The organism is Rhodococcus jostii NBRC 16295 (genome assembly GCF_001894825.1).
Classification (GTDB): Bacteria; Actinomycetota; Actinomycetes; order Mycobacteriales; family Mycobacteriaceae; genus Rhodococcus_F; species Rhodococcus_F jostii.
This window is the reverse complement of record NZ_BCWY01000024.1, coordinates 1-25038: the sequence shown is the minus strand read 5'-3', so window position 1 is coordinate 25038 and position 25038 is coordinate 1. Positions and strand designations below refer to the sequence as shown.

26 protein-coding genes are annotated in these 25038 nt (G+C 69.1%); 12 read left to right on the top strand and 14 right to left on the bottom strand.

Features of this window, described 5'->3' with window-relative positions; translation table 11 throughout:
• Positions 1 to 14 precede the first annotated feature (14 nt).
• Positions 15 to 644 carry a homoserine/homoserine lactone efflux protein gene (gene rhtB / locus RJ1_RS17110; RefSeq protein WP_073361833.1) on the top strand — a complete coding sequence of 210 codons (630 nt, stop codon included), beginning with the start codon at positions 15 to 17 and terminating at the stop codon, positions 642 to 644.
• A 51-nt stretch (positions 645 to 695) separates the two neighbouring features.
• On the opposite strand, the gene nadC is transcribed toward rhtB, so the two are convergent.
• From nadC to nadA, 3 genes are read right to left on the bottom strand one after another with little or no spacing between them, the layout of a single operon-like run.
• Entirely contained in the window at positions 696 to 1565 is an 870-nt protein-coding gene (gene nadC / locus RJ1_RS17105; protein ID WP_073361831.1) for a carboxylating nicotinate-nucleotide diphosphorylase, read from the bottom strand.
• Entirely contained in the window at positions 1565 to 3133 is a 1569-nt protein-coding gene (locus RJ1_RS17100) for an L-aspartate oxidase (RefSeq protein ID WP_073361829.1), read from the bottom strand. The genes nadC and RJ1_RS17100 overlap by 1 nt, the downstream gene beginning before the upstream one ends.
• Positions 3130 to 4167: a quinolinate synthase NadA gene (nadA, locus tag RJ1_RS17095; RefSeq protein ID WP_005247541.1), complete on the bottom strand. Its 1038-nt coding sequence runs from the start codon at positions 4165 to 4167 to the stop codon at positions 3130 to 3132. The genes RJ1_RS17100 and nadA overlap by 4 nt, the downstream gene beginning before the upstream one ends.
• A gap of 78 nt (positions 4168 to 4245) precedes the next feature.
• Between nadA and RJ1_RS17090 the strand changes: the two genes are divergently transcribed.
• Positions 4246 to 4980 (top strand): NUDIX hydrolase, encoded by a 735-nt coding sequence (locus tag RJ1_RS17090; protein WP_073361827.1) that lies wholly within the window; start codon positions 4246 to 4248, stop codon positions 4978 to 4980.
• A gap of 35 nt (positions 4981 to 5015) precedes the next feature.
• On the opposite strand, the gene RJ1_RS17085 is transcribed toward RJ1_RS17090, so the two are convergent.
• The gene (locus RJ1_RS17085; protein WP_073361984.1) at positions 5016 to 5354 is read right to left on the bottom strand and encodes an SDR family NAD(P)-dependent oxidoreductase; all 339 of its coding nucleotides are present in this window, start codon (positions 5352 to 5354) and stop codon (positions 5016 to 5018) included.
• Positions 5355 to 5449: 95 nt separating this feature from the next.
• On the bottom strand, positions 5450 to 6049 hold the full coding sequence (locus RJ1_RS17080; RefSeq protein ID WP_073361825.1) for a TetR/AcrR family transcriptional regulator: 600 nt from the start codon (positions 6047 to 6049) through the stop codon (positions 5450 to 5452).
• 82 nt (positions 6050 to 6131) lie between these two features.
• Between RJ1_RS17080 and RJ1_RS17075 the strand changes: the two genes are divergently transcribed.
• Entirely contained in the window at positions 6132 to 6944 is an 813-nt protein-coding gene (locus RJ1_RS17075) for an SDR family NAD(P)-dependent oxidoreductase (RefSeq protein WP_073361823.1), read from the top strand.
• Here the strand turns inward: RJ1_RS17075 and RJ1_RS17070 are convergent.
• The 3 genes from RJ1_RS17070 to bioB form a co-directional block, all read right to left on the bottom strand.
• Positions 6934 to 7491 (bottom strand): DUF2567 domain-containing protein, encoded by a 558-nt coding sequence (locus RJ1_RS17070; RefSeq protein WP_073361821.1) that lies wholly within the window; start codon positions 7489 to 7491, stop codon positions 6934 to 6936. The genes RJ1_RS17075 and RJ1_RS17070 overlap by 11 nt on opposite strands.
• Before the next feature lie 10 nt (positions 7492 to 7501).
• Positions 7502 to 7726 carry a biotin synthase auxiliary protein BsaP gene (bsaP, locus tag RJ1_RS17065; protein ID WP_143048974.1) on the bottom strand — a complete coding sequence of 75 codons (225 nt, stop codon included), beginning with the start codon at positions 7724 to 7726 and terminating at the stop codon, positions 7502 to 7504.
• Between the two features lie 98 nt (positions 7727 to 7824).
• Positions 7825 to 8838 (bottom strand): biotin synthase BioB, encoded by a 1014-nt coding sequence (gene bioB, locus RJ1_RS17060; RefSeq protein WP_073361819.1) that lies wholly within the window; start codon positions 8836 to 8838, stop codon positions 7825 to 7827.
• 155 nt (positions 8839 to 8993) lie between these two features.
• On the opposite strand from bioB, the gene RJ1_RS17055 reads away from it, so the two are divergent.
• From RJ1_RS17055 to RJ1_RS17040, 4 genes are all read left to right on the top strand, one after another.
• On the top strand, positions 8994 to 9623 hold the full coding sequence (locus RJ1_RS17055) for a TetR/AcrR family transcriptional regulator C-terminal domain-containing protein (protein WP_073361817.1): 630 nt from the start codon (positions 8994 to 8996) through the stop codon (positions 9621 to 9623).
• Between the two features lie 77 nt (positions 9624 to 9700).
• A complete protein-coding gene (locus tag RJ1_RS17050; protein WP_073361815.1) occupies positions 9701 to 10831 on the top strand; it encodes a lipase family protein in 1131 nt (376 codons plus the stop codon).
• Between the two features lie 58 nt (positions 10832 to 10889).
• Complete coding sequence (locus tag RJ1_RS17045) at positions 10890 to 11627, top strand: FadR/GntR family transcriptional regulator (protein ID WP_083400709.1); 738 nt, start codon at positions 10890 to 10892, stop codon at positions 11625 to 11627.
• Positions 11624 to 12295, top strand: coding sequence for a sterol desaturase family protein (locus RJ1_RS17040; protein WP_073361813.1), 672 nt, complete (start codon positions 11624 to 11626; stop codon positions 12293 to 12295). The genes RJ1_RS17045 and RJ1_RS17040 overlap by 4 nt, the downstream gene beginning before the upstream one ends.
• A 61-nt stretch (positions 12296 to 12356) precedes the next feature.
• Here RJ1_RS17040 and RJ1_RS17035 read toward each other — a convergent pair whose 3' ends face one another.
• Genes RJ1_RS17035 through RJ1_RS17020 form a run of 4 tightly spaced genes read right to left on the bottom strand, consistent with a single transcriptional unit; the run spans position 12357 to position 16169 of the window.
• Positions 12357 to 13106, bottom strand: a complete 750-nt coding sequence (locus tag RJ1_RS17035) for a succinate dehydrogenase/fumarate reductase iron-sulfur subunit (RefSeq protein ID WP_073361811.1) — start codon at positions 13104 to 13106, stop codon at positions 12357 to 12359.
• 1 nt (position 13107) lies between these two features.
• The gene (locus tag RJ1_RS17030; protein WP_073361809.1) at positions 13108 to 15042 is read right to left on the bottom strand and encodes a fumarate reductase/succinate dehydrogenase flavoprotein subunit; all 1935 of its coding nucleotides are present in this window, start codon (positions 15040 to 15042) and stop codon (positions 13108 to 13110) included.
• A gap of 21 nt (positions 15043 to 15063) precedes the next feature.
• On the bottom strand, positions 15064 to 15888 hold the full coding sequence (gene sdhC / locus RJ1_RS17025) for a succinate dehydrogenase subunit SdhC (RefSeq protein ID WP_073361806.1): 825 nt from the start codon (positions 15886 to 15888) through the stop codon (positions 15064 to 15066).
• Positions 15885 to 16169, bottom strand: a complete 285-nt coding sequence (locus RJ1_RS17020; protein ID WP_073361804.1) for an Rv0250c family protein — start codon at positions 16167 to 16169, stop codon at positions 15885 to 15887. The genes sdhC and RJ1_RS17020 overlap by 4 nt, the downstream gene beginning before the upstream one ends.
• A 169-nt stretch (positions 16170 to 16338) precedes the next feature.
• Between RJ1_RS17020 and RJ1_RS46770 the strand changes: the two genes are divergently transcribed.
• Positions 16339 to 16725 carry a VOC family protein gene (locus tag RJ1_RS46770; RefSeq protein ID WP_162850326.1) on the top strand — a complete coding sequence of 129 codons (387 nt, stop codon included), beginning with the start codon at positions 16339 to 16341 and terminating at the stop codon, positions 16723 to 16725.
• A 25-nt stretch (positions 16726 to 16750) separates the two neighbouring features.
• The gene (locus tag RJ1_RS46765; protein WP_162850327.1) at positions 16751 to 17125 is read left to right on the top strand and encodes a VOC family protein; all 375 of its coding nucleotides are present in this window, start codon (positions 16751 to 16753) and stop codon (positions 17123 to 17125) included.
• A 9-nt stretch (positions 17126 to 17134) separates the two neighbouring features.
• Here RJ1_RS46765 and bioD read toward each other — a convergent pair whose 3' ends face one another.
• Entirely contained in the window at positions 17135 to 17830 is a 696-nt protein-coding gene (gene bioD, locus RJ1_RS17010) for a dethiobiotin synthase (RefSeq protein ID WP_073361802.1), read from the bottom strand.
• A complete protein-coding gene (locus RJ1_RS17005; RefSeq protein ID WP_240319730.1) occupies positions 17827 to 18969 on the bottom strand; it encodes an 8-amino-7-oxononanoate synthase in 1143 nt (380 codons plus the stop codon). The genes bioD and RJ1_RS17005 overlap by 4 nt, the downstream gene beginning before the upstream one ends.
• Before the next feature lie 77 nt (positions 18970 to 19046).
• Between RJ1_RS17005 and RJ1_RS17000 the strand changes: the two genes are divergently transcribed.
• From RJ1_RS17000 to treY, 3 genes are all read left to right on the top strand, one after another.
• Entirely contained in the window at positions 19047 to 20342 is a 1296-nt protein-coding gene (locus tag RJ1_RS17000; protein ID WP_073361798.1) for an adenosylmethionine--8-amino-7-oxononanoate transaminase, read from the top strand.
• Between the two features lie 51 nt (positions 20343 to 20393).
• Positions 20394 to 22646 carry a glycogen debranching protein GlgX gene (gene glgX / locus RJ1_RS16995; protein WP_073361796.1) on the top strand — a complete coding sequence of 751 codons (2253 nt, stop codon included), beginning with the start codon at positions 20394 to 20396 and terminating at the stop codon, positions 22644 to 22646.
• Between the two features lie 13 nt (positions 22647 to 22659).
• Positions 22660 to 25038 (top strand): malto-oligosyltrehalose synthase (gene treY / locus RJ1_RS16990; RefSeq protein WP_073361794.1); only part of this gene is annotated, 2379 nt, incomplete at its 3' end.

Here is a 25038-nt window from a genome sequence, read left to right as displayed (position 1 = left end):
CGTACCATCACCTGGTGTCGTGGCAGATGTGGTGCGCAGTGCTCGGGGCCTCGTGCGTGATCAGCCTGTCCCCGGGAGCGGGCGCGATCGCGTCGATGGCCACGGGAATGCGGTTCGGGCTGAGACGCGGCTACTGGAACATCGCGGGGCTGCAGTTCGGGTTGCTGCTGCAGATCGCGGTGGTCGCCGCCGGGCTCGGCGCATTGCTCGCGAACTCGACCCTCGCGTTCACGGTGATCAAGTGGTTCGGCGTCGCGTACCTGGTATATCTCGGCATCCGGCAGTGGCGGGCGAGTGCGACCGACGTGTCCGACGTCGACGGCGCTGTCGCCGAGACCAGCGGTCCGGCGATGACGCTGCGCGGCTTCCTCGTCAATGCGAGCAACCCGAAGGCCGTCGTCTTCATGCTGGCGGTGCTCCCGCAGTTCATCACCCCGTCGGCGCCGCTGCTCCCCCAATACCTGATCATCGCCGCCACCATGGTCGCGGTCGACGTCGTCGTCATGACCGGCTACACCGGGCTGGCGTCGAGGGTGCTGCGGCTGATGCGCTCGCCGCGCCAGCAACGGGCCACCAACCGCACGTTCTCCGGGTTGTTCTTCGTGGCGGCCACATTCCTGGCGACGATTCGCCGCGCCGTCTGACCCGTGAGTACTTCTCAACCGCCCGCGGTTAAGAAGTACTCACGGGTGGGGTCACATGTCGAGGCCGAGATCCAGCACGGTCACGGAATGGGTGAGCGCACCGACCGCGAGGTAGTCGACACCGGTCCCGGCGTACTCGGCCGCGACGTCCAGCGTGAGTCCACCCGACGACTCCAGCTTGGTCCCGGGGGCGTTCGCGTCGCGGCGTTGCACCGCGATCTGCGTCTGCCACAGCGGGAAGTTGTCGAGCAGCACCAGCTCGACGTTCTCGGCCAGCACCTCGTCGAGCTGCTGGAGGCTGTCGACCTCCACCTCGCACTCGATGTCGGGTGCCGCGGCGCGCACGGCCCGCAGGGCCGCCACCACCGAGCCGGCCGCGGCGACGTGGTTGTCCTTGATCAGTGCTGCGTCTCCGAGGCCCATCCGGTGGTTGACGCCGCCGCCCACCCGGACCGCGTACTTCTGCAGGCCGCGCAGTCCCGGCAGCGTCTTGCGGCTGTCGCGGATCTTCGCCCCGGTGCCCTCGACCGCATCCACCCACGCCGACGTCGCGGTGGCGATGCCGGACAGGTGGCAGACCAGGTTGAGCATCGTCCGTTCCGCGGTGAGCAGTCCCTGCGTGGGCGCCGACACCGTGAGCACCGCCTGGCCGGGTGCGACCCGGGTGCCGTCGGCGACCCGGTCGAGGACCTCGTAGCGACCCGCCCCGATCACCTCGTCGAGCACCAGCAGTCCGACGTCGAGGCCGGCGACGGTGCCGTGCGCGCGGGAGACCACGGACGCCTTGGCCACCGCGTCGGCCGGGACCGTGGACGACGACGTCACGTCCGGTCCGTACCGCAGGTCCTCGTCCAGGGCGAGACGCACGAGCGCACGCACCTCGTCCGTGTCCAGGCCGTGGGGAAGGACGTCGTCGGGCATCACAGCACTCCTGTCAGTTGGGGTTCGAGCAGATCGAGTTCGCCCTCGCGCAGGCGCACGTGGGTGCTGCGGCGCCACTCGTCGGATGTCGCCGGGTAGTCGCTGCGGGTGTGGCAACCACGACTTTCGGTCCGTGCGCCTGCGGCGAGCACGAGCGCGGTCGCGGTGAGGGTCAGTGCGGCATCCTCGAGCGCGGTCTCCCCCGCGGGCACCGTGCGCGGCGCGGCGGCCAGGGAGGCTGCGACCGCTCCGAGGCCCGCACCGTCTCGGACGACGGACGCGTTGTCGGTCATCCACTGCTGCAGCATTTCCCGCGGCACGGACGGCAGGGCACGCTGCACAGGATCGGATACCTCCACGCGGAGGTCGGCACGTTCGACGGCCGCGGCGCCGACGCGCTCGCCGACCACCAGCCCCTCGAGGAGACTGTTGGAGGCCAATCGGTTCGCGCCGTGCAGCCCGGTCCGGGCCACCTCGCCCGCCGCGTAGAGGCCGGGGACCGCGGTGCGCCCGTGGACGTCGGTGACCACTCCGCCGCACGAGTAGTGTGCGGCGGGTGCGACCGGAATCAACTGCTCGCGCGGGTCGATCCCGGCGTCCAGGCAGGACGCCGTCACGGTCGGGAACCGCTGCACGAACCCGGGCAGGTGACGCGCGTCGAGGTAGACGTGGTCGTGTCCCAGTTCGCGCAGCCGCGACGCGATGGCCCGCGACACTACGTCGCGGGGTGCGAGGTCGCCGCGCGGATGCACGCCGGCGGTCACGGAATCGCCGTTCGCGTCGACGAGGATCGCGCCCTCGCCGCGAACGGCCTCGCTGATCAGCGGGCGCCGGCCGAGACCGCCGGGTGTGAACAGGACGGTCGGGTGGAACTGCACGAACTCGAGATCGGCGACGGCCGCGCCGGCGTCCAGTGCGAGGGCGATGCCGTCCGCGGTGGCTCCGGGCGGGTTGGTGCTGCACGCGTACAGCTGCCCGAGTCCGCCGGTCGCCAGGAGAACGGCGGGCGTATGGATCACGCCGAGTCCGCGCGGGGAGTCCACGAGTACGCCGGTGACCCCGCGCGCATCCGTGAGCACCCGGACAGCGGACGCGCCGAACCGGACCGGAAGCCCGGCCGCACCCAGCGCGCGCTGCACCTCCGCACCCGTGGCGTCGCCACCGGCGTGAATGATCCGCCGGGTGCTGTGGCCGCCCTCGCGGGTGCGGGAGACGGTTCCGTCGCGGCCGCGGTCGAACACCGCACCCAGGTCGGTCAGCGCGGCCACGGCGTCGCGGCCGCCCGCGACGATCGACCTCACGGCGTCCTCGTCGCAGAGCCCGGCACCGGCCTCACATGTGTCGGCGACGTGCGACTCCACCGAATCGGTGACGGCGTCACCGACCACCGCGATGCCGCCCTGCGCGTACTGCGTCGCGGTGTCCGCCGGCCCTCCCTTGCTGACGGTGAGCACGGTCAGCCCGCGCAGCGAGGCGGTGCGTGCGGCTGTCAGTCCGGCCACACCCCCGCCCACCACGACGAGGTCGGCGTGCTCTTCCCAGGAAATCCCCCGGGCCGGGCTGCTCACTCGCCGCCGCCCGGGTTTCCGATCTCGATCATGCGCTGCACCGACTTGCGGGCCCGCTCTGCGGTCGCGAGATCGACGTGAACCTCGTCCTTACCCTCGAGCAGGCAGCGGAGCAGGGCCGCGGGGGTGATCATCTTCATGTACGGGCAGGACGCGCGGTCGTTGACCGCCTGGAAGTCGACCTCCGGCGCGGCCTTGCGCAGCTGGTGCAGCATCCCGACCTCGGTGGCCACCAGAACTTGCTTCGCGCCGGTCGCGCGGGCGGCGTCGAGCATGCCACCCGTCGACAGGATCTTCACCTTGTCCTCGGGCACGAATCCCTCACCGGCCAGGTAGAGAGCCGAGGTGGCGCAGCCGCATTCGGGGTGCACGAACAGTTCGGCACCGGGGTGCGCCTTGGCCTGCGCAGTGAGCTCGTCGCCGTTGATGCCGGCGTGGACGTGGCACTCGCCCGCCCAGATCTGCATGTTCTTGCGCCCGGTGACGCGCTTGACGTGGGCGCCGAGGAACTGGTCGGGAAGGAACAGCACCTCGCGGTCGGGGTCGATCGACGCGACCACGTCGACGGCGTTGGACGACGTGCAGCAGATGTCCGTCAACCCCTTCACCTCGGCCGTGGTGTTGACGTACGACACCACGACGGCGTCGGGGAACTCTGCCTTCCACTCCCGCAGCTGATCGGCATTGATCGAGTCGGCCAGCGAGCAACCCGCGCGCTCGTCCGGGATCAGCACGGTCTTGGCGGGGCTGAGAATCTTGGCGGTCTCGGCCATGAAGTGCACGCCGCAGAACACGATGGTGTCCTCGGGGGCCTCGGCCGCGATGCGCGAGAGTGCCAGGGAGTCGCCCACGTGGTCGGCCACGTCCTGGATGGCGGGCAACTGATAGTTGTGCGCGAGGAGGGTCGCTCCCCGTTCCCGTGCCAGCCGTTTGATCTCGGCAGCCCACTCTTCGCTCGCCTCGACGCCCGCGTAACCGCCGGGACCGTCCTGAATCTGCGGGTTGGTACCCGCCCACAACGTCGTGGTCGTCATGGCTTGCTCCTTCACCGTGGACTCGGGCGGGCTGGCCCGAATTTCCGTAATCGAGGTTTTCGACTTACGATCGAAAACATGCCCAATAGTAACACCACGCATGAAGTGCTTACCGCGGTGTTCCAGGTTCGCCACTTTCCAGGCCACATCACCGCAGGTCACAGCGGTGATCTGCGTCACGCGGCGGGCACCGGCGAACTCGCCGTGCTGCTGTGGCAGCGAGCCCTCGATCCGCAGGCGGGCGCGTGGTCCCTACCCGGCGGACTCCTCCACGAGGACGAGGACCTCACGACGTCCGCGCGACGCCAACTGGCCGAGAAAGTGGACGTGCAGGAGGTCTCCCACCTCGAGCAGCTGTCGGTGTTCAGCGATCCGCACCGGGTGCCCGGCCCGCGCACCATCGCGTCGACCTTCCTGGGGCTCGTCCCCCTCCCCGCCGATCCGAAACTGCCGCCGGACACCGCCTGGCACCCGGTCTCCGCGCTCCCGGACACGGCGTTCGATCACGGCACCGTCGTCCGGCACGCGCGGACCCGCCTCGCGGCCAAACTGTCGTACACCAACATCGCGTTCGGACTGGCCCCCGACGAGTTCCCCATGTCCACGTTGCGCGAGATCTACTGCGCGGCACTGGGTTACCAGGTCGATGCCACCAACCTCCAGCGCGTCCTCGGACGGCGCGGGGTGCTGACGCCCACCGGCAACACCGCACCGTCGGGTCGCACCGGGGGCCGCCCCGCAGCGCTCTACCGGTTCACCGACTCCACCCTGCGGGTGACGGACGAATTCGCGGCGCTACGGCCGCCGAGCTGACTCCGGCCGTCAGGCCGCCGACCCCACTCCGGCCGTCAGGCCGCCGCAGTTCCCTCCGTCGGCGTGCGGCGCCGCCACGCCGACACGATCGACGACTCCGCTCCGAGCACCGAATCGATGCGGCCGAAGCGTCCGAGAACCCGGTTGAGCAGGCGCTCGACCTGCCGGGGGTCGCCCGGATCGGCGGCGACCGCGAGCAGTCGGTGACCGGACATCCCCGGCATGATCCGGGCCAACTCGGTGACGGTGCGTGCGGTGACCGCAACGCACCAGCCCGAATCGAGCAACTCCTGCGCGGTACGCCTGCCCTGCTCACTGCCGGCAGCGGTGACCACCACGACACCGCGGGCCGAGATTTTTTCGGTACGCATCATCTTCGCCTCCTGGGGATCGACAATTCCGACTCCAGGTAAGCGCCGGTTCTCGAGTACGCGGCGGGAGCGGGCTGTGAGATCGCCGGGAATGGGCATCAGGCCTGGGCGAGACCCCGCCAGAACGTGTCGGATGCGGTCGTGACCACTTCGTCGACGGGGGCGCCGTCGAGCATTCCCCCGGCGGCGAGGGTCGCGATCCCGTGGAAGGTCGCGAAGGCGACGAGGGCGATCCGGGGCGCGTCTCCGGGCCCGATCTCACCCGAGGCCTGGGCGTCGGCGACGATCCGGACCGTGAGATCCATCGCGGCGTGGCCTGCGTCCACCAACTCGGAGGCCGCGCCGGGCGCGTGCTTGCTGCCGTACATCAGCGCCAGCAACTCGCGGTGGTCGAGCGCAAACGTCACGTAGGCGGCGGCGAGCGCGGCGAAGCGGGCGCGGGCGTGGGGTTCGGCTTCGTCGACTGCGTGTTCCAGCGCCCTCGTCAGGCGAAGGAAACCGGACTCCGCGAGCGCCTCCAGCAGAGCTCGGCGGTCCCGGAAGTGCTTGCTGGGCGCGGCGTGGCTGACCCCTGCTTCCCGGGCGAGTTGCCGTAGGGAGAGCCCGTCGACGCCGTCCTTCTCGAGTGTGCTCTCGGCGCGGGCGAGCAGCACCTGGCGAAGACTGCCGTGATGGTAGGGCTGTTCGGCAACGGACATGCCGTCAGCCTAACAAAATGTTGTCATTGACTACATAGATGGCACTGACTACATTCGAGGCACCCCACCGCTAGGAGCAGACATGTCCTTCGACGTATCCGGAACCACCGTCCTCATCACCGGCGCGAGCGCGGGCCTCGGTGTCGAATTCGCCCGCCGATTCGCGGAACGAGGCGCCGATCTCGTCCTCGTCGCCCGTCGCGCCGACCGGCTCGAACAACTCGCGTCCGAACTCCGCGACGCACACCACGTGTCCGTTGCCGTCCTCCCGTTCGATCTCGCGACCCCCGGAGTCGGCGAGCGGCTCCGCAGCGAACTCACCGCCCGCGGCATCCGCGTGGACTCCCTGATCAACAACGCCGGTTTCGGGACCCACGGAGATTTCGCGTCCGCCGATCTGGAGCGGCTCACCTCCGAGATCCAGCTGAACGTCAGCACACTGGTCGAGCTGTCGCACACGTTCCTGCCCGATCTGCTGCGTGGGCGCGGCGCGCTCGTGAACCTCGCGAGCACCGCCGCGTTCCAGCCGACGCCCGGGATGGCCGTCTACGGGGCGACGAAGGCGTTCGTCCTCAACTTCACCGAGGCGTTGTGGGCCGAGGCGAGAGGCACCGGCCTCACCGTGCTCGCCGTCTGCCCCGGCCCCACCCGCACCGAGTTCTTCGACGTCGTCGGTTCCGAGGACGCCGCGGTCGGCCGCATGCAGACGGCGGACCAGGTGGTGACCACGACGCTGCGCGCGCTGGATCGGCGCAGCACGCCGCCGAGCGTCGTCTCCGGGGTGATGAACTGGGTGTCGTCGATCAGCACGCGATTCGCGACGCGCCGCATCGGCGCCCTCGCCAGCGGACGCCTGCTCGGCGACGTGCGGATGCGCACCGCGGTCACGAAGTAAGCGTCGCGTCCTGCTCTTCCGGCTCCTCGAGCACGGCCGGGTGATCGCTGACGCCGAGATCGTCGTACGGGCTGAGTGCGGCGAGCACCAGCGTCACGACACAGGCGACGAGTGGTTGGAAGATCAGCACCAACAGCGTGCCGATCCCCGGCGCGACCGCCACCACGATCCCCGGTGTGGACGTGTCGGGGTCGGGAAAACGCAGCGCCGCCACGCCGATTCCCCCGAGCGCCATCACGCAAGCGCCGACCACACTGCCGCCGAGGACGGCCCCGAGCGCCACCGGACCGCGACCTTTCCGCGCCGTCCACGCCGCGACCGCGGTGAGGATCCCGACGACCAGACCCGCGCATGCGAACATCCCGATCGCGTCGAACCGGTGCACGCTCTCCCCCGTCAGCGACACCCCGCGGTCGGGGGCGACCACCAGAAGATGTTCAGCCGGGGCGAGCACTCCCCACAGCACCCCCACGAGCGCGCTCGCCACCACCGTCCCGCAGAAGATTCCGGCGGCAGAGCGAAGCCTGATGCGCGGGAGTGTGGTCACCTCCCCGACGCTACCGCCGTGCGCTGCAGATCGAGTCGAACACACCGTGGCGAGAACATTTCGCCCACCAGCCGTCGGGGCTGATCTGCACGACCATCCGGCGGCCGCACGCCTCGCAGAAGCGGGGCGGCTCGAGTCCGAGCTGCGCGGCCGTCGGTACGGCGTCGTCCACACCGGCCACCACGCGGCGGCCGGTGTAGGGGTTGTAGCGCTCGACGGGGGCGTGGCCCCCTATCGCCTCGGGGGCGTGGCCCCCTATCGCCTCGGGGGCGTGGCCCCCTATCGCCTCGGGGGCGTGGCCCCCAGTCGCCTCAGTGGTCTCCGCCATGATCGTCACAGGGTGTCGTTCAGGGCCTTGATCGGCATCTGCAGATCGACGAGCAGGTCGAGATCCTGTTCGGCCGGGCGGCCGAGGGTCGTGAGGTAGTTGCCGACGATGACGGCGTTGATGCCACCGAGGATGCCCTGCTTGGCCCCGAGGTCACCGAGCGTGATCTCCCGGCCGCCGGCGAAGCGGAGGATGGTGCGCGGCAGCGCGAGACGGAAGGCGGCCACCGACTTGAGCGCCTCGCTCGCCGGCAGGACCTCCAGGTCGCCGAACGGGGTGCCGGGACGCGGGTTGAGGAAGTTCAGCGGGACCTCGTCGGGTTCGAGTTCGGCGAGGTTGGCCGCGAATTCGGCGCGCTGCTCGAGGGTCTCACCCATGCCGAGGATGCCGCCGCAGCACACCTCCATCCCGGCTTCGCGGACCATCCGGAGGGTGTTCCAGCGCTCGTCCCAGGTGTGTGTGGTGACGACGTTCGGGAAGTGCGACTTCGACGTCTCCAGGTTGTGGTTGTAGCGGTGCACACCCATCGCGGCGAGTTGGTCCACCTGCTCCTGGGTGAGCATGCCCAGCGAGCAGGCGATCTGGATGTCGACCTCGTTGCGGATCGCCTCGATCCCGGCGGCGACCTGGGCGAGCAGACGCTCGTCGGGTCCGCGGACGGCGGCGACGATGCAGAACTCGCTGGCGCCGGACTTGGCCGTCTGCTTGGCCGCCTCCACGAGGGACGGGATGTCGAGCCAGGCCGCGCGCACCGGCGACTGGAACAGTCCGGACTGCGAGCAGAAGTGGCAGTCCTCGGGGCAGCCGCCGGTCTTGAGGCTGATGATGCCCTCGACCTCGACCTCGGGCCCGCACCACTTCATGCGTACGTCGTGGGCGAGGGCCAGCAATTCCTCGAGTCGATCCTCGGGAAGTTGCAGGACCTCGAGCACCTGACTCTCGTTCAGCGCCTCCCCGCGCTCGAGAACCTGCTCACGCGCAAGGGCGAGGACGTCTATCTGTACCGGGGCCGATGTCACACGTATCTCCTGGAAAACGGGCCGATCACGTGTCGTGAGTCGACTGAACCGAAAAATTGAACACCGTACAAGTTGAACGGTGTTCACGTTAGATCCGTGGTGGAATACTGTCAAAGCCGGAGCGGGACTTGTCGACGAGATTGGGAGATCACACAGTGCAATTGCGACGCGGCGACGTACTCGACGGCGCAATGGCCATCCTCGACGAGTTCGGCCTCGCCGACCTGACGATGCGCCGACTCGCAACAGCCCTCGGCGTCCAGCCGGGCGCCCTGTACTGGCATTTCCCCAACAAGCAGACCCTGCTCGGCGCTCTCGCCGACAAGATCCTCGAAGACGTCGACGCCCCGGTCACGGCCCCCGGCTGGGACGCGGAGTTCACCGAACTGGCCCACCGCCTCCGCACCGCATTGCTCGCGCACCGGGACGGCGCCGAACTGGTGTCCGCCACGTACGCGTCCCGCATGACCAACTCCCGGGTCCGCGAAAGCTTCGCGGCCGTCGGTCTGCGATCCGGACTGTCCCGCGAACACGCGGAACTGTCGTCGTACTCGCTGCTGTACTACGTGCTCGGCCACACGGTGGACGAGCAGTCGCGGGCGCAGATGGAGTCGGCCGGCGCGCTCACCCGGGCCTCCCTCGCCCCCGACGCCCCGCAGTCGCCGATCGCGGCGTACGACGAGGACCTCCTCGACGGCGATCCGGCAGTCCGGTTCGACTTCGGCCTGTCCCTGTTCGTGGACGGAATTCGTGCACGACTGAAAGACTCCGCCCACCGCCCCTGAGCGCGCACAATTGAGTCGACGCCGCGTCGGCCACCAGGGGACCGCGCGGCGCCCCCGACGGCCCAGGGACGGACGCGATGACGTCTTCACTCGGCCGCCGCGCCGGAACGGCTCTCGCGGCGGCACTCGCACTGTCACTCCTCGGCGCGCCCACCCCGGCCACCGCGCAGGCAGCCGGGAACGATCCGGGCGCCGTCGTCGTCGCGACACCGGTTTCGCCGGACGCGCGACCACCGGGCGTCGCCGACGCCACGTACGTCACCTACTGGACGACGGGGCCGATGAACGAACCCGCGCTCAGCACCGGCGCGGTCCTGCTGCCCCCCGGTGCGGCGCCGCCCGGCGGGTGGCCCGTCGTGTCCTGGGCCCACGGAACGGTCGGCATCGCCGACAAGTGTGCGCCGACGGTGACAGGGAAACTCGTCGGACCGTACGTCCAGCACTGGCTCGACCAGGGCTACGCCGTCGTGGCAACGGATTACGTCGGCCTCGGCACACCCGGTGTGCACCCGTACCTGGACGGCCCCTCGGAGGCGCACAGCGTGATCGACATGGTGCGTGCGGCGCGGGCCGTCACGCCGTCCCTGTCGAACCGGTGGGTCGCGCTCGGCCAATCGCAGGGCGGCCACGCAGCCCTCGTCGCCGCCTCGATGGCCACCACGTACGCACCGGACCTCGACTTCCGCGGCACCGTCGCCACAGGCGCCCCGTCCAATCTGGAAAACCTCGCGCCGCTCGTCGGCCCGGGGTTCCCGCAGATCCCCCTCACCGGGAGCACGGTGTTCGTGGCGTACGCGCTCGCCGGATTGCGTGCCTCACGGCCCGACCTCGATATCGACAGCTACCTCACCCCGCTCGGCGTCGACGTCCTGACTCGCGTCGAATCGCTCTGCTACGAGGAGGCGGCCCCGAAACTCGACGGGATCTCGATCGGACAGTTGATGTCCCGGCCGCTCGACGACCCGGCGGTCCTGGCGGCGCTACGCACCACGCTGGGAGTTCCCGTGCGGGGCTACGACCGGCCGCTGTTCATCGGACAGGGACTGTTCGACGACGTCGTCCCCATCCCCCTCACCTGGAAACTCACGGCCGACCTCGCTGCGAACGGGCAGCAGTTCGTGTTCCGGACGTATCCGACCGGCCATCTCTACACCATGCCCGCGTCCCTGCCCGATACCACCGCGTTCGTCCGGAGTCTTTTCGGTTAACTGCGCCCACTGGTAAGACCACTTGACCTCTTACCTGTCGCCGCTTAGTGTCGTGGTCATGATGTTCGAGCCGATCGCGCGGAAGTCCGCCTCCACCGAAGTCTTCGACCAGATCACCGCCCGGGTGCTGGGCGGCGATCTCGCCGCGGGTGACGCCCTGCCGAGCGAACGTCGCCTCGCCGAAGCGTTCGGGGTGTCCCGGCCGGCGGTCCGGGAAGCGATCCAGAAGCTGGCCCAGGCCGGACTCGTCGAGGTCCGGCAAGGTGACGCGACCTCGGTCCGAGACTTCCGGCAGCACGGCGGACCCGAACTGCTGTCCCAGTTGCTCGTTCGCGACGGGCAACCCGACTGGGCGGTGGTCCGCAGCGTCCTCGAGGCGCGGCGGATGATCGGCGTGCAGGTGGCCCGGCTCGCCGCAGGCCGGGCCACCGATGCGTCGGGCATCAGCCTCCGGGAAGCCGTGGATCACCTCGCCTCCGACACCGACCCGGTCGCGCAGCAGGTCGGCGCCCTGGCCTTCTGGGAGCGCGTCGTCGACACCGCCGATTCCCTCGCGTTCCGGCTCATCTTCAACAGCCTCCGCAACGCGTACGAGCCGACCATGACGGCCATGGCCGCCGTCATGGTCGCGGAGGTAGGCCGCACCGACCTGTACTACCGACTGGCGGAGGCGATCTCCGCACACGACGAAGACACCGCGGCACAGACCGCCTCTACCCTCCTCGACCTCGGGACGGCGGCCGTGACCGCCGTGATCGACGCACTGCAACACCACGATTCGGAGAAGGACACATGACCACGACACCTCCCGCAGATCGCCGCCAACGCAGATCGATCAGCCTCCGCGACGCCGCGGACCAGTTCCGCCGCCACCCGTCTCCCTGGATGATCGGCGGTATGCTGGCCGCCGCGGTGGCAGCCCGCGTCGTCGTCGGCGATTGGCAGGTCACCGACGCCGTCGTTCCGCTGGTGATGCTGGCGGTGTTCCCGTTCGCCGAATGGGTCATCCACGTCTGCATCCTGCACTGGAAACCTCGAAAGGTCCTGGGCCGGACCGTCGATTCGCTGCTCGCCCGGAAGCATCGCGAGCACCACGTCGATCCCCGCGACGTGCCGCTCATCTTCATCCCGTGGCAGACGCTGATGTGGTTGATCCCGGTTCTCGTGGCCCTCGCACTGTTCGCGTTTCCGCGCACCGGACTCGGACTGACGTTTCTCGTGGTGCTGAGCATCCTGGGCGTTATGTACGAGTGGACGCACTACCTCATCCACAGCGACTACAAGCCGAACTCCCGACTGTACCGCGCGATCTGGCGCAACCACCGCCATCACCACTACAAGAACGAGCACTACTGGTTCACCGTTACCACCTCGGGCACCGCCGACCGGATACTCGGCACCGACTCCGACCCCGAGTCGGTCGAGAAGTCGCCCACGGCCCGCAACCTCCACTCGGTGCGCTAACGCGCCTGTGAGTACTTATTAACCGCGGGCGGTTAATAAGTACTCACAGGCGCCGGAGGCGCTAACCGCGGCGAAAGAGCTTGTTGCCCAACCAGACGATGGGATCGTACCGGCGGTCGACCACCCGTTCCTTCATCGGAATGATGGCGTTGTCGGTGATCTTTATCCCTTCCGGGCAGACCTCGGTGCAGCACTTGGTGATGTTGCAGAGTCCGAGACCGAACTCTTCCTGCGCCGCCTCGCGGCGGTCCCCGGTGTCGAGTGGATGCATCTCCAATTCGGCGACGCGGATGAAGAAGCGGGGGCCGGAGAACGCCGGCTTGTTGTCGTCGTGGTCACGGATGACGTGGCACGTGTTCTGGCAGAGGAAACACTCGATGCACTTACGGAACTCCTGCGACCGCTCGACGTCGATCTGCTGCATCCGGTACTCCCCCGGACCGAGACCCGGCGGTGGAGTGAACGACGGGATCTCCCGGGCCTTCTCGTAGTTGAACGACACGTCGGTGACGAGGTCGCGGATGACGGGGAACGCGCGCAGCGGCGTGACCGTCACCACCTCGTCTTCGGTGAACGTCGACATCCGCGTCATGCACAGCAACCGTGGCTGGCCGTTGATCTCGGCGGAACACGAGCCGCACTTGCCCGCCTTGCAGTTCCATCGCACCGCCAGGTCCGGGGTCTGCGTCGCCTGCAACCGGTGGATGATGTCGAGGACCACCTCACCTTCGTTGACGGGAATGGAGTAGTCCTGGAGGGCGCCGCCGTCGGCGTCGCCGCGCCACACCCGGAACCGTGCGTCGTAACTCATCTCAGACCTTCCTTCCCGGATGTTCCGCGAGTTCGGCGTCGGTGTAGTACTTGGCCAGTTCGTCGATGTCGAAGAGCTCCAGCAGGTCTGCGCGCATCGCGAGCTGCGGCTCGCGGGTGACGATGACGTCCGGGACCACGGCGTCGGGATGCGCGGACATGTCGCCGACCACGCTGCACACCAGTAGGGTGTTGCGCCAGTCCGCTTCCATGCTCGGGTGGTCGTCGCGGGTGTGCCCGCCGCGACTTTCGGTGCGCAGCAGCGCCGCCTGCGCGACGCACTCGCTGACCAGCACCATGTTCCGCAGGTCGACGGCGAGGTGCCAGCCGGGATTGAACTGGCGATGCCCCTCCACCTCGACGCCTCCGATGCGGCCCTTGATCTCGGTGAGCTTCTCGAGGGCGCGGACGATCTCGTCTTCCTTACGGATGATGCCGACGAGATCGTTCATGGTCTGCTGCAGTTCGGTATGCAGGGTGTAGGGGTTCTCGGTGGTGCCACCCTCCCCGACCGCGGGGTCGAACGGCGACAACAACATCCGGGCCGCCGCATCCACCGCCTCCGCGGAGACGGCCGGACGTTCCTGCAGCGACTTCACGTATTCCGCCGCCCCGAGTCCCGCGCGGCGCCCGAACACGAGCAGGTCGGACAGCGAGTTGCCGCCGAGCCGGTTGGAACCGTGCATCCCGCCGGAGCACTCCCCCGCGGCGAACAGGCCGGCGACGCTGGACGACCCGCTGTCGGGATCGACTTCGATGCCGCCCATCACGTAGTGGCAGGTGGGCCCGACCTCCATCTGCTCCTTGGTGATGTCGACGTCGGCGAGTTCCTTGAACTGGTGGTACATCGACGGCAGGCGCCGGACGATCTCGTCGGCCGGCATCCGTGAGGCGATGTCGAGGTACACGCCGCCGTGCGGGGTCTGCCGTCCGGCCTTGACCTCGGAGTTGATGGCCCGGGCCACCTCGTCGCGGGGCAGAAGATCCGGTGTGCGGCGGTTGTTGTCGGAATCCTTGTACCAGCCGTCGGCCTCTTCCTCGGTCTCCGCGTACTGCCCTTTGAAGACCGGCGGGATGTACGAGAACATGAACCGGTCGCCCTCGGAGTTCTTCAGGACCCCGCCGTCACCGCGGACGCCTTCCGTCACGAGGATGCCCTTGACGCTGGGCGGCCACACCATGCCGGTGGGGTGGAACTGGACGAACTCCATGTTGATGAGGTTGGCGCCGGCGCGCAGGGCGAGCGCGTGACCGTCGCCGGTGTACTCCCACGAGTTCGACGTCACCTTGAACGACTTGCCGATCCCGCCGGTGGCCATCACGATGGCGGGCGCCTCGAACAGGACGAAACGTCCACTCTCGCGCCAGTATCCGAAGGCACCCGAGATCCGGTCGCCGTCCTTGGTGAGTTCGGAGACGGTGCATTCGGCGAAGATCTTGATCCGGGCCTCGTAGTCGCCGGTGGCGGCGAAATCCTCCTGCTGCAGCGACACGATCTTCTGCTGCATGGTGCGGATCAGTTCGAGTCCGGTGCGGTCACCGACGTGGGCGAGCCGCGGATACGTGTGACCGCCGAAGTTGCGCTGGCTGATCCGGCCGTCCGGGGTCCGGTCGAACAGTGCGCCGTACGTTTCGAGTTCCCACACCCGGTCGGGTGCCTCCCGCGCGTGCAGTTCGGCCATCCGCCAGTTGTTGAGGAACTTGCCGCCGCGCATCGTGTCCTGGAAATGGGTCTGCCAGGTGTCCTTCTCGTTCGCGTTTCCCATCGCGGCGGCGCACCCGCCCTCCGCCATGACGGTGTGCGCCTTGCCGAACAGTGACTTGCAGACGACGGCGACGGACAGCCCCTGTTCCCGGGCCTCGATGACCGCGCGCAGTCCGGCGCCACCGGCACCGATGACCACGACGTCGTACTGGTGCCGTTCGACTTCCGTCATTCCACTCCCTCGTCGGTGAAGTCAGTTGATCAGGCGCAGGTCGGAGATGGTCCCGCTGGCCACGAGCATCACGTAGAAGTCGGTGATCATCAGTGTGGCCAGGGTCGTCCAGGCGAGCTGCATGTGGCGGGTGTTGAGCTTGCTCACCGCGGTCCAGAGCCGGTACCGGATCGGGTGCCTCGAGAAGTGGGTGAGCCTGCCGCCGGTGACGTGCCTGCAGGAATGGCAGGAGACCGTGTACGCCCAGAGCAGGATCACGTTGCAGACCATGATGAGTGTGCCGAGCCCGATTCCGAATCCGCCGTCGGCGCCGTGGAACGCGCGGATCGCGTCGTACGTGTTGATCAGCGAGACGACGAGTGCGATGTAGAAGAAGTAGCGGTGCGCGTTCTGGACGATCAGCGGCAGGCGCGTCTCACCCGTGTAGGTGCTATGGGGCTCCGCGACCGCGCACGCGGGCGGCGAGAACCACACCGACCGGTAGTAGGCCTTGCGGTAGTAGTAGCAGGTGAGCCGGAAGCCGAGCAGGAACGGCAGCACCAGGAACCCGAGCGGGATGATCATCGGCAACTCGCCGATGGGGGTGCCGAAGTCGCTCGAACCGGGCACACACGAATCGCTCAGGCACGGCGAGTAGAACGGCGTCAGGTAGTGATAGTCCTCGACGAAGTACGCGGTTCGGAGCCACGACCGGACCGATGCGTACACCACGAAGACGGACAGCCCGAGCACCGTCAGCAGCGGCGCCAGCCACCACCGATCGGTGCGGAGGGTGCGTTCCGCGATCCGGGCACGCCTCGGCGCCCCGACACCGGCACTTTCGGGTTTCTTCGGCGGCGCGCTCATCCGCGCTCGTAGTGGAGCCCGCCCAGCCCCTCGTCGTCGACACCGAGCCACATCGACGCGTCGTACGGGGTGTCCGACACCTTGATTCGCTCCACCGGTTCGCGGTGGACGACGTTCGGCGGCGACGAGTCGAGGTCGCGCGCGTCGATCTCGAGCCGTTCCAGATCGTTGGTCAGTCGCCGCACGGATGCGGCGTCGCCGTACATCGAATGCAACGACCCGACAGCGCGCCGGAGACGGTCGATGGTGCGATTCAATTCGAGCATTTCGGAGGTCGACATGTGGACCCCTCCCAACCCAGCCGGATGAAGCCGTGACACGAATCACACTACCGACATGCCGAGTGACTCGGGCACATTTCGCCCCCGGAACTCGCCGCGATGAATTTCGCCGGCCGGCCGAGTCCATACCTGTGGACCATCGAAAACGAACCCCCACCCGGAGGACATCATGGCCGACGCCACGATCGGAAGCATCCTGCTCGCCAGCACACACCCCGAGCGATTGCGGGACTGGTACACCGCCGCGTTCTCGCCGAAGGTCGACCGCACGCCCGGCGAACCGGGTTACGACGTCCTCGACTTCGACGGCTTCTACATCATGCTCGACCGGCGTGACGACGTCGGTGACACGAATCCCGAACCCGGACGCGTACTCCTCAACGTCGAGGTCACCGACGCCCGCGCCGCAGCCGGACGCATCGACGAGCTGGGTGCGACGTGGCTGTCCCCGCTCGAGGACCGGGACGGCAGCTGGTTCGGCACCGCCGTCGATCCCGACGGCAACTACGTCCAGATCATCCAGCTCAGCGCGCAGGCGCGGGCCGAGATGTCCTGACCATCGGCGAGGAAAGAGACCAGACATGTTGAACCATGCAAGAGCATTCAGCGGATTCGCCGTCGACGACATCGCCGCGGCCAAGTCGTTCTACTCCGACACCCTGGGACTCGAGGTCACCGAGGAGGAGATGGGCCTGCTCGGCCTGCATCTCCCGAAGGGCCCCGTGGTGCTGATCTACCCGAAACCCGATCACACGCCGGCGTCGTTCACGATCCTGAACTTCGCCGTGGACGACGTCGAGAAGGCTGTCGACGCACTCACCGAACACGGGATCCGGTTCCTGCGGTACGACGGTTTCGACCAGGACGACAAGGGGATCATGCGCGACAACGGTCCCGACATCGCCTGGTTCACCGACCCCGCCGGCAACGTGCTGTCGGTGCTCGCGGAATCCTGACGGCCGCGCTCAGCGTGCCGTCAGCGTCGCCTTCAGCCAGGTGCCGTCGAACCATCCGGACGCCGCCGCGCCGAACCACGCGGAGTCGAGGCGGCCGCTGCCTGCCGGCACGGAGCCGACGACGTCGACACCCGTCACGGCGGGCAGGTCGTCGAGATTGCATCGCTCGGCGAGGTCGGGCTCGTCCGGCCACGACCCGATCACGGTTCCGGCGCAGGCGAGACCGGCCGCCGACAGCGCCCGGATCGTCAGCTCGGTGTGGTTGAGCGTGCCTAGTCCGGCCGCCGAGACGACGACGACCGGTGCGTCGAGGGCACGCGCGACGTCGACGAGCGTGAAGCCTTCTGCGCCCAGCCGCACCAGCAGACCGCCCGCGCCCTCGACGAGAACCAGATCGTATTCGGCGTCGAGCGCGCGGACCGCGTCCGTCACGTCGGCGCACCGCACCATCGGCAGGCCGCTGCGTCGGGCCGCGGTGTCGGGGGCGAGCGGCTCCGGGTAGCGGGCCAGTTCCACCACCGCCGTGACACCGGACAACCGGGACACCTCGGCGAGATCGCCCGGCTCTCCCGGGGCGACGCCGGTCTGCGCGGGCTTGCACACCGTCACGGACAGGCCCGCCTCCCGGGCGGCCGCGGCGAGCGCCGCCGTGACCACCGTCTTGCCGACGTCGGTCGACGTTCCGGTGACCATCAGGACGCTCACGCCGAGGCTCCGGCCAGGACGTCCGTCAGCACGGTCTCGATCCGCGCCAGTTCGTCCGCGTCGAGCGTCGCCCGCGCGGTGAGCCGCAGGCGCGACGTGCCCTCGGGCACCGACGGGGGCCGGAAGCAGCCGACGTGGAGCCCCTGTTCGCGGCAGGCGGCGGCCGCGTCGACGGCGCGTTGCGGGTCGCCCAGGACGACGGAGACGACGGCGGATTCGGGGGTCCCGGCACCGGTGAAACGGGCGAGATCCCGCGCGCGGTCCAGGACGGCCTCGGCGCGGTGCGGTTCGCGGCGCAGCACGGTGAGGGCCGCGCGTGCCGCGCCCACGGCCGCCGGGGCCAGGCCGGTGTCGAAGATGAACGTGCGCGCGGCGTCGACGAGATGCGCGCGCACCTTCTCCGAGGCCAGCACCGCACCGCCCTGACTGGCCAGCGACTTCGACAGCGTCGCCGTCACGACGATGTCGGGTTCGCCCGCGAGCCCGATCTCGTGCACGAGTCCGCGGCCCCCTGTACCGCGGACTCCGACCCCGTGCGCCTCGTCCACAATGAGGTACGCGCCGTGGTCGCGGCACACCCGGTGGAGTTCGACGAGCGGTGCCAGATCGCCGTCCGCGCTGAACACCGAGTCGGTGACGACCAGCGCCCGCTCCTCCGACCGGGTGGCGAGTGCGCTGCGGACGAACCCGAGATCGGAGTGCGGCGCGACGGCCACCCGGGCCCGGGACAGCCGGCAGGCGTCGACCAGCGAGGCGTGGCTGCCCGCATCGGAGACGATCAGCGATCCGGAGCCGGACAGCGCGGTGACGGCGCCGAGATTCGCGGTGTACCCGGAGGAGAACACCAGCCCGGCCTCGGCGCCGACGAATTCGGCCAGTTCCGATTCGAGCAGTTCGTGTTCGGTGGTCGATCCCGTGACCAGCCGTGAGCCGGTGGCCCCCGCACCCCAGCGGCGCAGCGCGGCCATCGCGCCGTGCACGACCTCCGGGTGGCGCACGAGGCCGAGGTAGTCGTTGGACGCCAGATCGATGAGCGCGCTGCCGGGTGTGCGTGGACGCAGCTCGCGGCGCAGCCCCGCGGCACGCCGCCGGGCCTCGACGTCGTCGAGCCAGGTTGTGAAGGTGCTGTCGGTACTCACGCTCGGCACGATACGCGACTTGAACGGTGTTCAACCCGGGTGGGCCCACTTTTCTTCCGGTGGCTAGGGTCGAGACCGTGACCTCTCCGAGCCTGTCCGCCGACGACATCACGTCCCTCGACACCTCGCTGCTCTGGCATCCGTACGGTGCGTTCCCCGCCTCGACCACCCCGCTCGTGGTGGCCGAGGCGAGCGGAACACGCCTCACCCTCGCCGACGGCCGCGAACTCGTCGACGGCATGAGTTCGTGGTGGGCCGCCGTCCACGGCTACCGGCATCCCGTCCTCGACGCGGCGGCGACCGCGCAGCTCGGCCGGATGAGTCACGTGATGTTCGGCGGGCTCACCCACGAACCGGCCGCGCGACTTGCGCAGCTGCTGGTGGAGATCACCCCCGACGGCCTGGACAAGGTCTTCCTCGCGGATTCCGGTTCGGTGTCCGTGGAGGTCGCCGTCAAGATGTGCCTGCAGTACTGGCGCAGTCGCGGCAGGCCGGAGCGGCATCGGCTGCTCACCTGGCGCGGCGGCTACCACGGCGACACGTTCGCCCCGATGAGCGTCTGCGACCCGGACGGCGGCATGCACTCCCTGTGGACGGACGTCCTGGCCCGGCAGGTGTTCGCGGGACCGCCGCCGCGCGACTTCGACCCGCAGTACGTCGCGGAGTTCGAACGTCTGGTGACGGCGCACGCCGACGAACTGGCGGCCGTCATCGTGGAGCCGGTGGTGCAGGGCGCCGGCGGCATGCGGTTCCACGACCCGCGGTACCTGGCGGAGCTGCGGCGGATCTGCGACGGGCACGGGCTCCTGCTGGTGTTCGACGAGATCGCGACGGGATTCGGCCGCACCGGCGAGCTGTTCGCCGCGGACCACGCCGGTGTCAGCCCTGACATCATGTGCGTCGGCAAGGCCCTGACCGGCGGATACCTCACCCTCGCGGCGACGCTCTGTTCCACCTCCGTGGCCGAGACCATCAGCGCAGGCGAGGCCGGTGGGCTGATGCACGGTCCCACGTTCATGGCCAATCCGCTCGCGTGCGCCGTCGCGGTGGCGTCGATCGAACTCCTGCTGTCCCGCGACTGGCGAGGGGAGGTCGCGGCCGTGCGCCACGAACTCGAATCCGGGCTCGCACCGGCCCGGGACCTCCCCGGTGTCCGGGAGGTGCGGGTGCTCGGTGCCATCGGGGTGATCGAACTCTCCGAACCCGTCGACATGCGGGCCGCCACCGACGCCGCGGTGGCAGCCGGGGTCTGGTTGCGGCCGTTCCGGAACCTGATCTACGCGATGCCGCCGTACGTGTGCACCACCCACGACGTGCGGAAGATCACAGCCGGAATGCTTGCTGCCGCACGGAGCTCCGGCCTGGGCCGATAGCCGGCTCTCGTCGAGCTGAGAGCGACGCGAACGCGGGCTAGTGTTCTCGATATGGACGAGAGCGAGTCGACCGGCACCACGCACATTCCCGTGTGGCCCGGCAGCGCCTACCCACTGGGCGCCACCTACGACGGGGCCGGGACGAACTTCTCGTTGTTCTCCGAGGTCGCCGAGGCGGTCGATCTGTGCCTGATCGCGAAGGACGGCACCGAGACGCGGGTGCGGCTCGACGAGGTCGACGGCTACGTGTGGCACGCCTACCTGCCGACGGTCGTGCCCGGGCAGCGATACGGGTACCGGATCCACGGCCCCTGGAACCCCGCGGCCGGGCACCGCTGCGACCCGAGCAAGCTCCTCCTCGACCCCTACGGCAAGGCGTTCGACGGCGACTTCGACGGCGACCGCTCCCTGTTCTCCTACGACATCGAGGCGCCCGCCGACTCCGCCCCCGAGGAACCGGCGGACACGATCGAGATCGTCGACACAGACGACGACACCGAGGACGAAGACACGGACGCGGAGCCGGACACCGAGGACACTGCCGAGCCTGGCCTGCCCGGACACGACTCGCTCGGGCACACGATGACGACGGTCGTGATCAACCCGTTCTTCGACTGGGCCGCCGACCGCGCACCCAAGCATCCCTACCACGACACCGTGATCTACGAGGCCCACGTCAAGGGCATGACGGCGACGCATCCCGGTGTGCCGGAAGAGCTCCGCGGCACGTACGCGGGCCTGGCGCATCCGGTGATCATCGACCACCTCGTCGACCTCGGCGTCACCGCGATCGAACTGATGCCGGTGCACCAGTTCATGCACGACCAGACCCTTCTCGACAAGGGACTGCGGAACTACTGGGGCTACAACACGTTCGGCTTCCTCGCCCCGCATACCGGGTACTCGTCGGCGGAGAAACCGGGCGCCGCGGTGTCGGAGTTCAAGGCGATGGTCCGGTCGTTCCACGAGGCGGGCATCGAGGTGATCCTCGACGTCGTCTACAACCACACCGCCGAGGGCAACCATCTCGGTCCGACCATCTGTTTCCGCGGCATCGACAACGCCGCCTACTACCGGCTGGTCGACGGCGACCTCGAGCACTACATGGACTACACGGGCACCGGGAACAGCCTCAACGCCCGGCACCCGCACACGCTGCAACTGATCATGGATTCGCTGCGGTACTGGGTCACCGAGATGCACGTCGACGGATTCCGGTTCGACCTCGCGTCCACGCTCGCCCGCGAACTGCACGACGTCGACCGGCTCTCCGCGTTCTTCGATCTCGTCCAGCAGGATCCGATCGTCAGCCAGGTCAAACTCATCGCCGAACCGTGGGACATCGGCGAGGGCGGCTACCAGGTAGGCAACTTCCCGGGCCTGTGGACGGAGTGGAACGGCAAGTACCGGGACACGGTCCGCGACTACTGGCGGGGCGAACCGGCGACGCTCGGCGAATTCGCGTCCCGGCTCACCGGCTCGTCCGACCTCTACGAGGCAACCGGGCGCCGCCCCGGCGCGAGCATCAACTTCGTCATCGCCCACGACGGCTTCACCCTGCACGACCTGGTGTCGTACAACGAGAAGCACAACGAGGCCAACGGCGAGGGCAACAACGACGGGGAGAGCCACAACCGGTCCTGGAACTGCGGGGTCGAGGGGCCGACGGACGACCCGGACATCCTCGACCTGCGCGGGCGGCAGAGCCGCAACATCCTCGCCACCCTGCTGCTCAGCCAGGGGACGCCGATGCTGGCGCACGGCGACGAGATGGGCCGCACCCAGCAGGGCAACAACAACGTGTACTGCCAAGACTCGGAACTGTCGTGGATGGACTGGTCGCTGGCGGATTCCAACGCCAACCTGGTGGAGTTCACCAAACGGGTGATCGCACTGCGGATGAAGAATCCGGTGTTCCGGCGTCGCCGGTTCTTCGAAGGCACCCCCATCCGCAGCGGTGATCAGACCCGCGACATCGCGTGGCTCACCCCGGCCGGCGAGGAGATGACCCCCGAGGACTGGGACAGCGGTTTCGGGAAGTCACTGGCGGTCTTCCTCAACGGCGAGGGCATCCCCGAACCCAACCACCGCGGTGAGCGGGTGGTCGGCGACTCGTTCCTGCTGTGTTTCAACGCCCACGACGAGGAGATCGAGTTCTCCACGCCCAACTCCGATTACGCCGACGAATGGGCGGTCGTCCTCGACACCGCCGTCCCGACGGGGGCGAAGGAGACGGTGATCAAGGCGGGGAATCCGCTGCAGGTCGAGGCCCGGTCGCTGGTCGTGCTGCGCCGGACCGCGTGAGCCGGGGACGACGATGCCGATCACGTCAACGTACCGGGTCCAACTGCGCGGCGACTGTTTCACGTTGGCGGACGCCGCCGCGGTCGCCGGCTACCTGGACGATCTCGGGATCTCCCACGTCTACCTGTCGCCGATCCTGACGGCCACCACCGGATCGACCCACGGCTACGACGTCACCGACGTCACCCGGGTGTCCCCCACCCTCGGCGGCCGGGAGGCGCTCGTCGCGCTGTCGCGGGCGGTGCGGGAACGCGGCATGGGGATAGTCGTCGACCTCGTCCCCAACCATGTGGGCGTCGCCCAGCCGCGTGAGAACGCCTGGTGGTGGGACGTTCTCACGCACGGTCGCCGCTCCGAGTACGCCGACTTCTTCGACATCGACTGGAGCGAGGACAACGGGGCCGGCGGACGTCTGGCACTGCCCGTCCTCGGATCGGACGCCGATCTCGGGTCCCTCACCGTCGACCGCTCGGGACCCGAGCCGCTACTCGCGTTCTACGAGCACCGGTTCCCGATCGCCCCCGGCACCGATGCCGCCGAACCGCGTTCGGTGCACGACGCGCAGTCCTACCGCCTGGTCCCGTGGGACTCCGGGCTCATCGGGTACCGCCGGTTCTTCGCGGTCAGCGATCTGGCCGGAATCCGGCAGGAAGATCCGCGCGTGTTCGAGGCCTCGCACCGCGAACTGCGGAGCTGGGTGGCGGACGGGTTGGTCGAGGGAGTGCGCATCGATCACCCCGACGGATTGTCCGATCCGGCCGAGTATCTCGACCGGCTGCGCGGTGTGATCGGCGTGGACCGCTGGCTCGTCGTCGAGAAGATCCTGGGCCACGCCGAACCACTGGACGATCACCTCCCGATCGAGGGCACCACCGGCTACGACGCGCTCGCGGAACTCGGCGGCGTGTTCGTCGACCCGTCGGGAGCCCCCGCGCTCACCGCGCTGTCGGCGTCCCGCACCGGCGACCGGGGTGACGCGGCCTGGCTTCACGAGCACGAAACCGCTATCAAACGCGAGGTCGCCGAGACCATGCTCGCCCCGGAGGTCCGACGCCTCGTGCGCGCGATCCTCGCCGAAACCGGCACAGACTGCAGCAGTGCGGACGTCCGCGACGCCGTCGTGGACGTCGTCGCCGCGATGCCCGTGTACCGGTCCGACTACAGTCCGCTGGCCGGGCTCGCGCCCCGCGTGATCGGTGATGCCGCGAGGCGCGAACCGCAACGGTCCGACGCGCTGGCCGCCCTCGCCGCCGCCCTGATCGCCGGCGGCGAGGCCGCCACCCGCTTCCAGCAGGTGTGCGGCGCGGTGATGGCGAAATCCGTGGAGGACTGCCTCTTCTACCGCACCGCCCGGCTGGTGTCGCTGCAGGAGGTGGGCGGCAACCCGGCGAACGTCGGCGTCTCCCCCGCCGAATTCCACCTGGCCGCCGCCGAACGGGCCTCCCGGTGGCCGAAGGCGATGACGACCCTCTCCACCCACGACACCAAGCGCGGCGAGGACGTCCGGGCCCGGATCGGCATCCTGTCGCAGGTGCCGGACCTGTGGGCCGAATGCGTCGATCGGTGGGAGCGCATCGCCCCCAGCCCGGATCCCGCCACCGGATTGTTCCTGTGGCAGAACCTGTTCGGTGTGTGGCCCGTCGACGACCGGGCCGCGGCCGACGTGCCCGACTTCCGCGACCGCATCCACGCATACGCGGAGAAGGCCGTCCGCGAAGCCGGGACCCGGACGTCGTGGAACGACGTGAACGAGGACTTCGAAACAGACCTCCACCGCTGGCTGGACACGGTGATCGACGGAACGGTCGGCAAGGCGCTCGGTTCGCTGTGCACCCAGCTGGCGCCGCACGCCTGGTCGGATGCCCTCGGCCAGAAACTTCTCCAGCTGTGCGGACCGGGAATCCCGGACGTGTACCAGGGAACCGAACTGTGGGAGGACTCCCTCGTCGACCCGGACAATCGCCGTCCCGTGGACTACGACGTGCGCCGGGACCTGCTCGCAGGACTGGGCACTCCGCCGGTCGACGCGACGGGCGCGGCGAAAATGCACGTCGTCCGCGCGGCCCTGCGGCTGCGGCGGGACCGTCCGGGCAGCTTCGTCGGCGGGACCTACGCGCCGGTCTTCGCGTCGGGGACCGCGGCGGCGCATCTGATCGGGTTCGCCCGCGGACACGAGGATGCGGCGCCGGACGTCGTGGCGTTGGCCACCCGGCACAGCGTCGGCGTCGAGCAAAGCGGCTGGGGCGACACCACCGTCACCCTCCCTGGCGGCACCTGGACCGACCTCCTCACCTCGGAGACGTACCCCGGCGGGCGCATCAACGTCGCGGCGCTGTTCTCCCGCTACCCCGTTGCCCTCCTGGCCCGTGAGTACTTCTCAACCGCCCGGGGG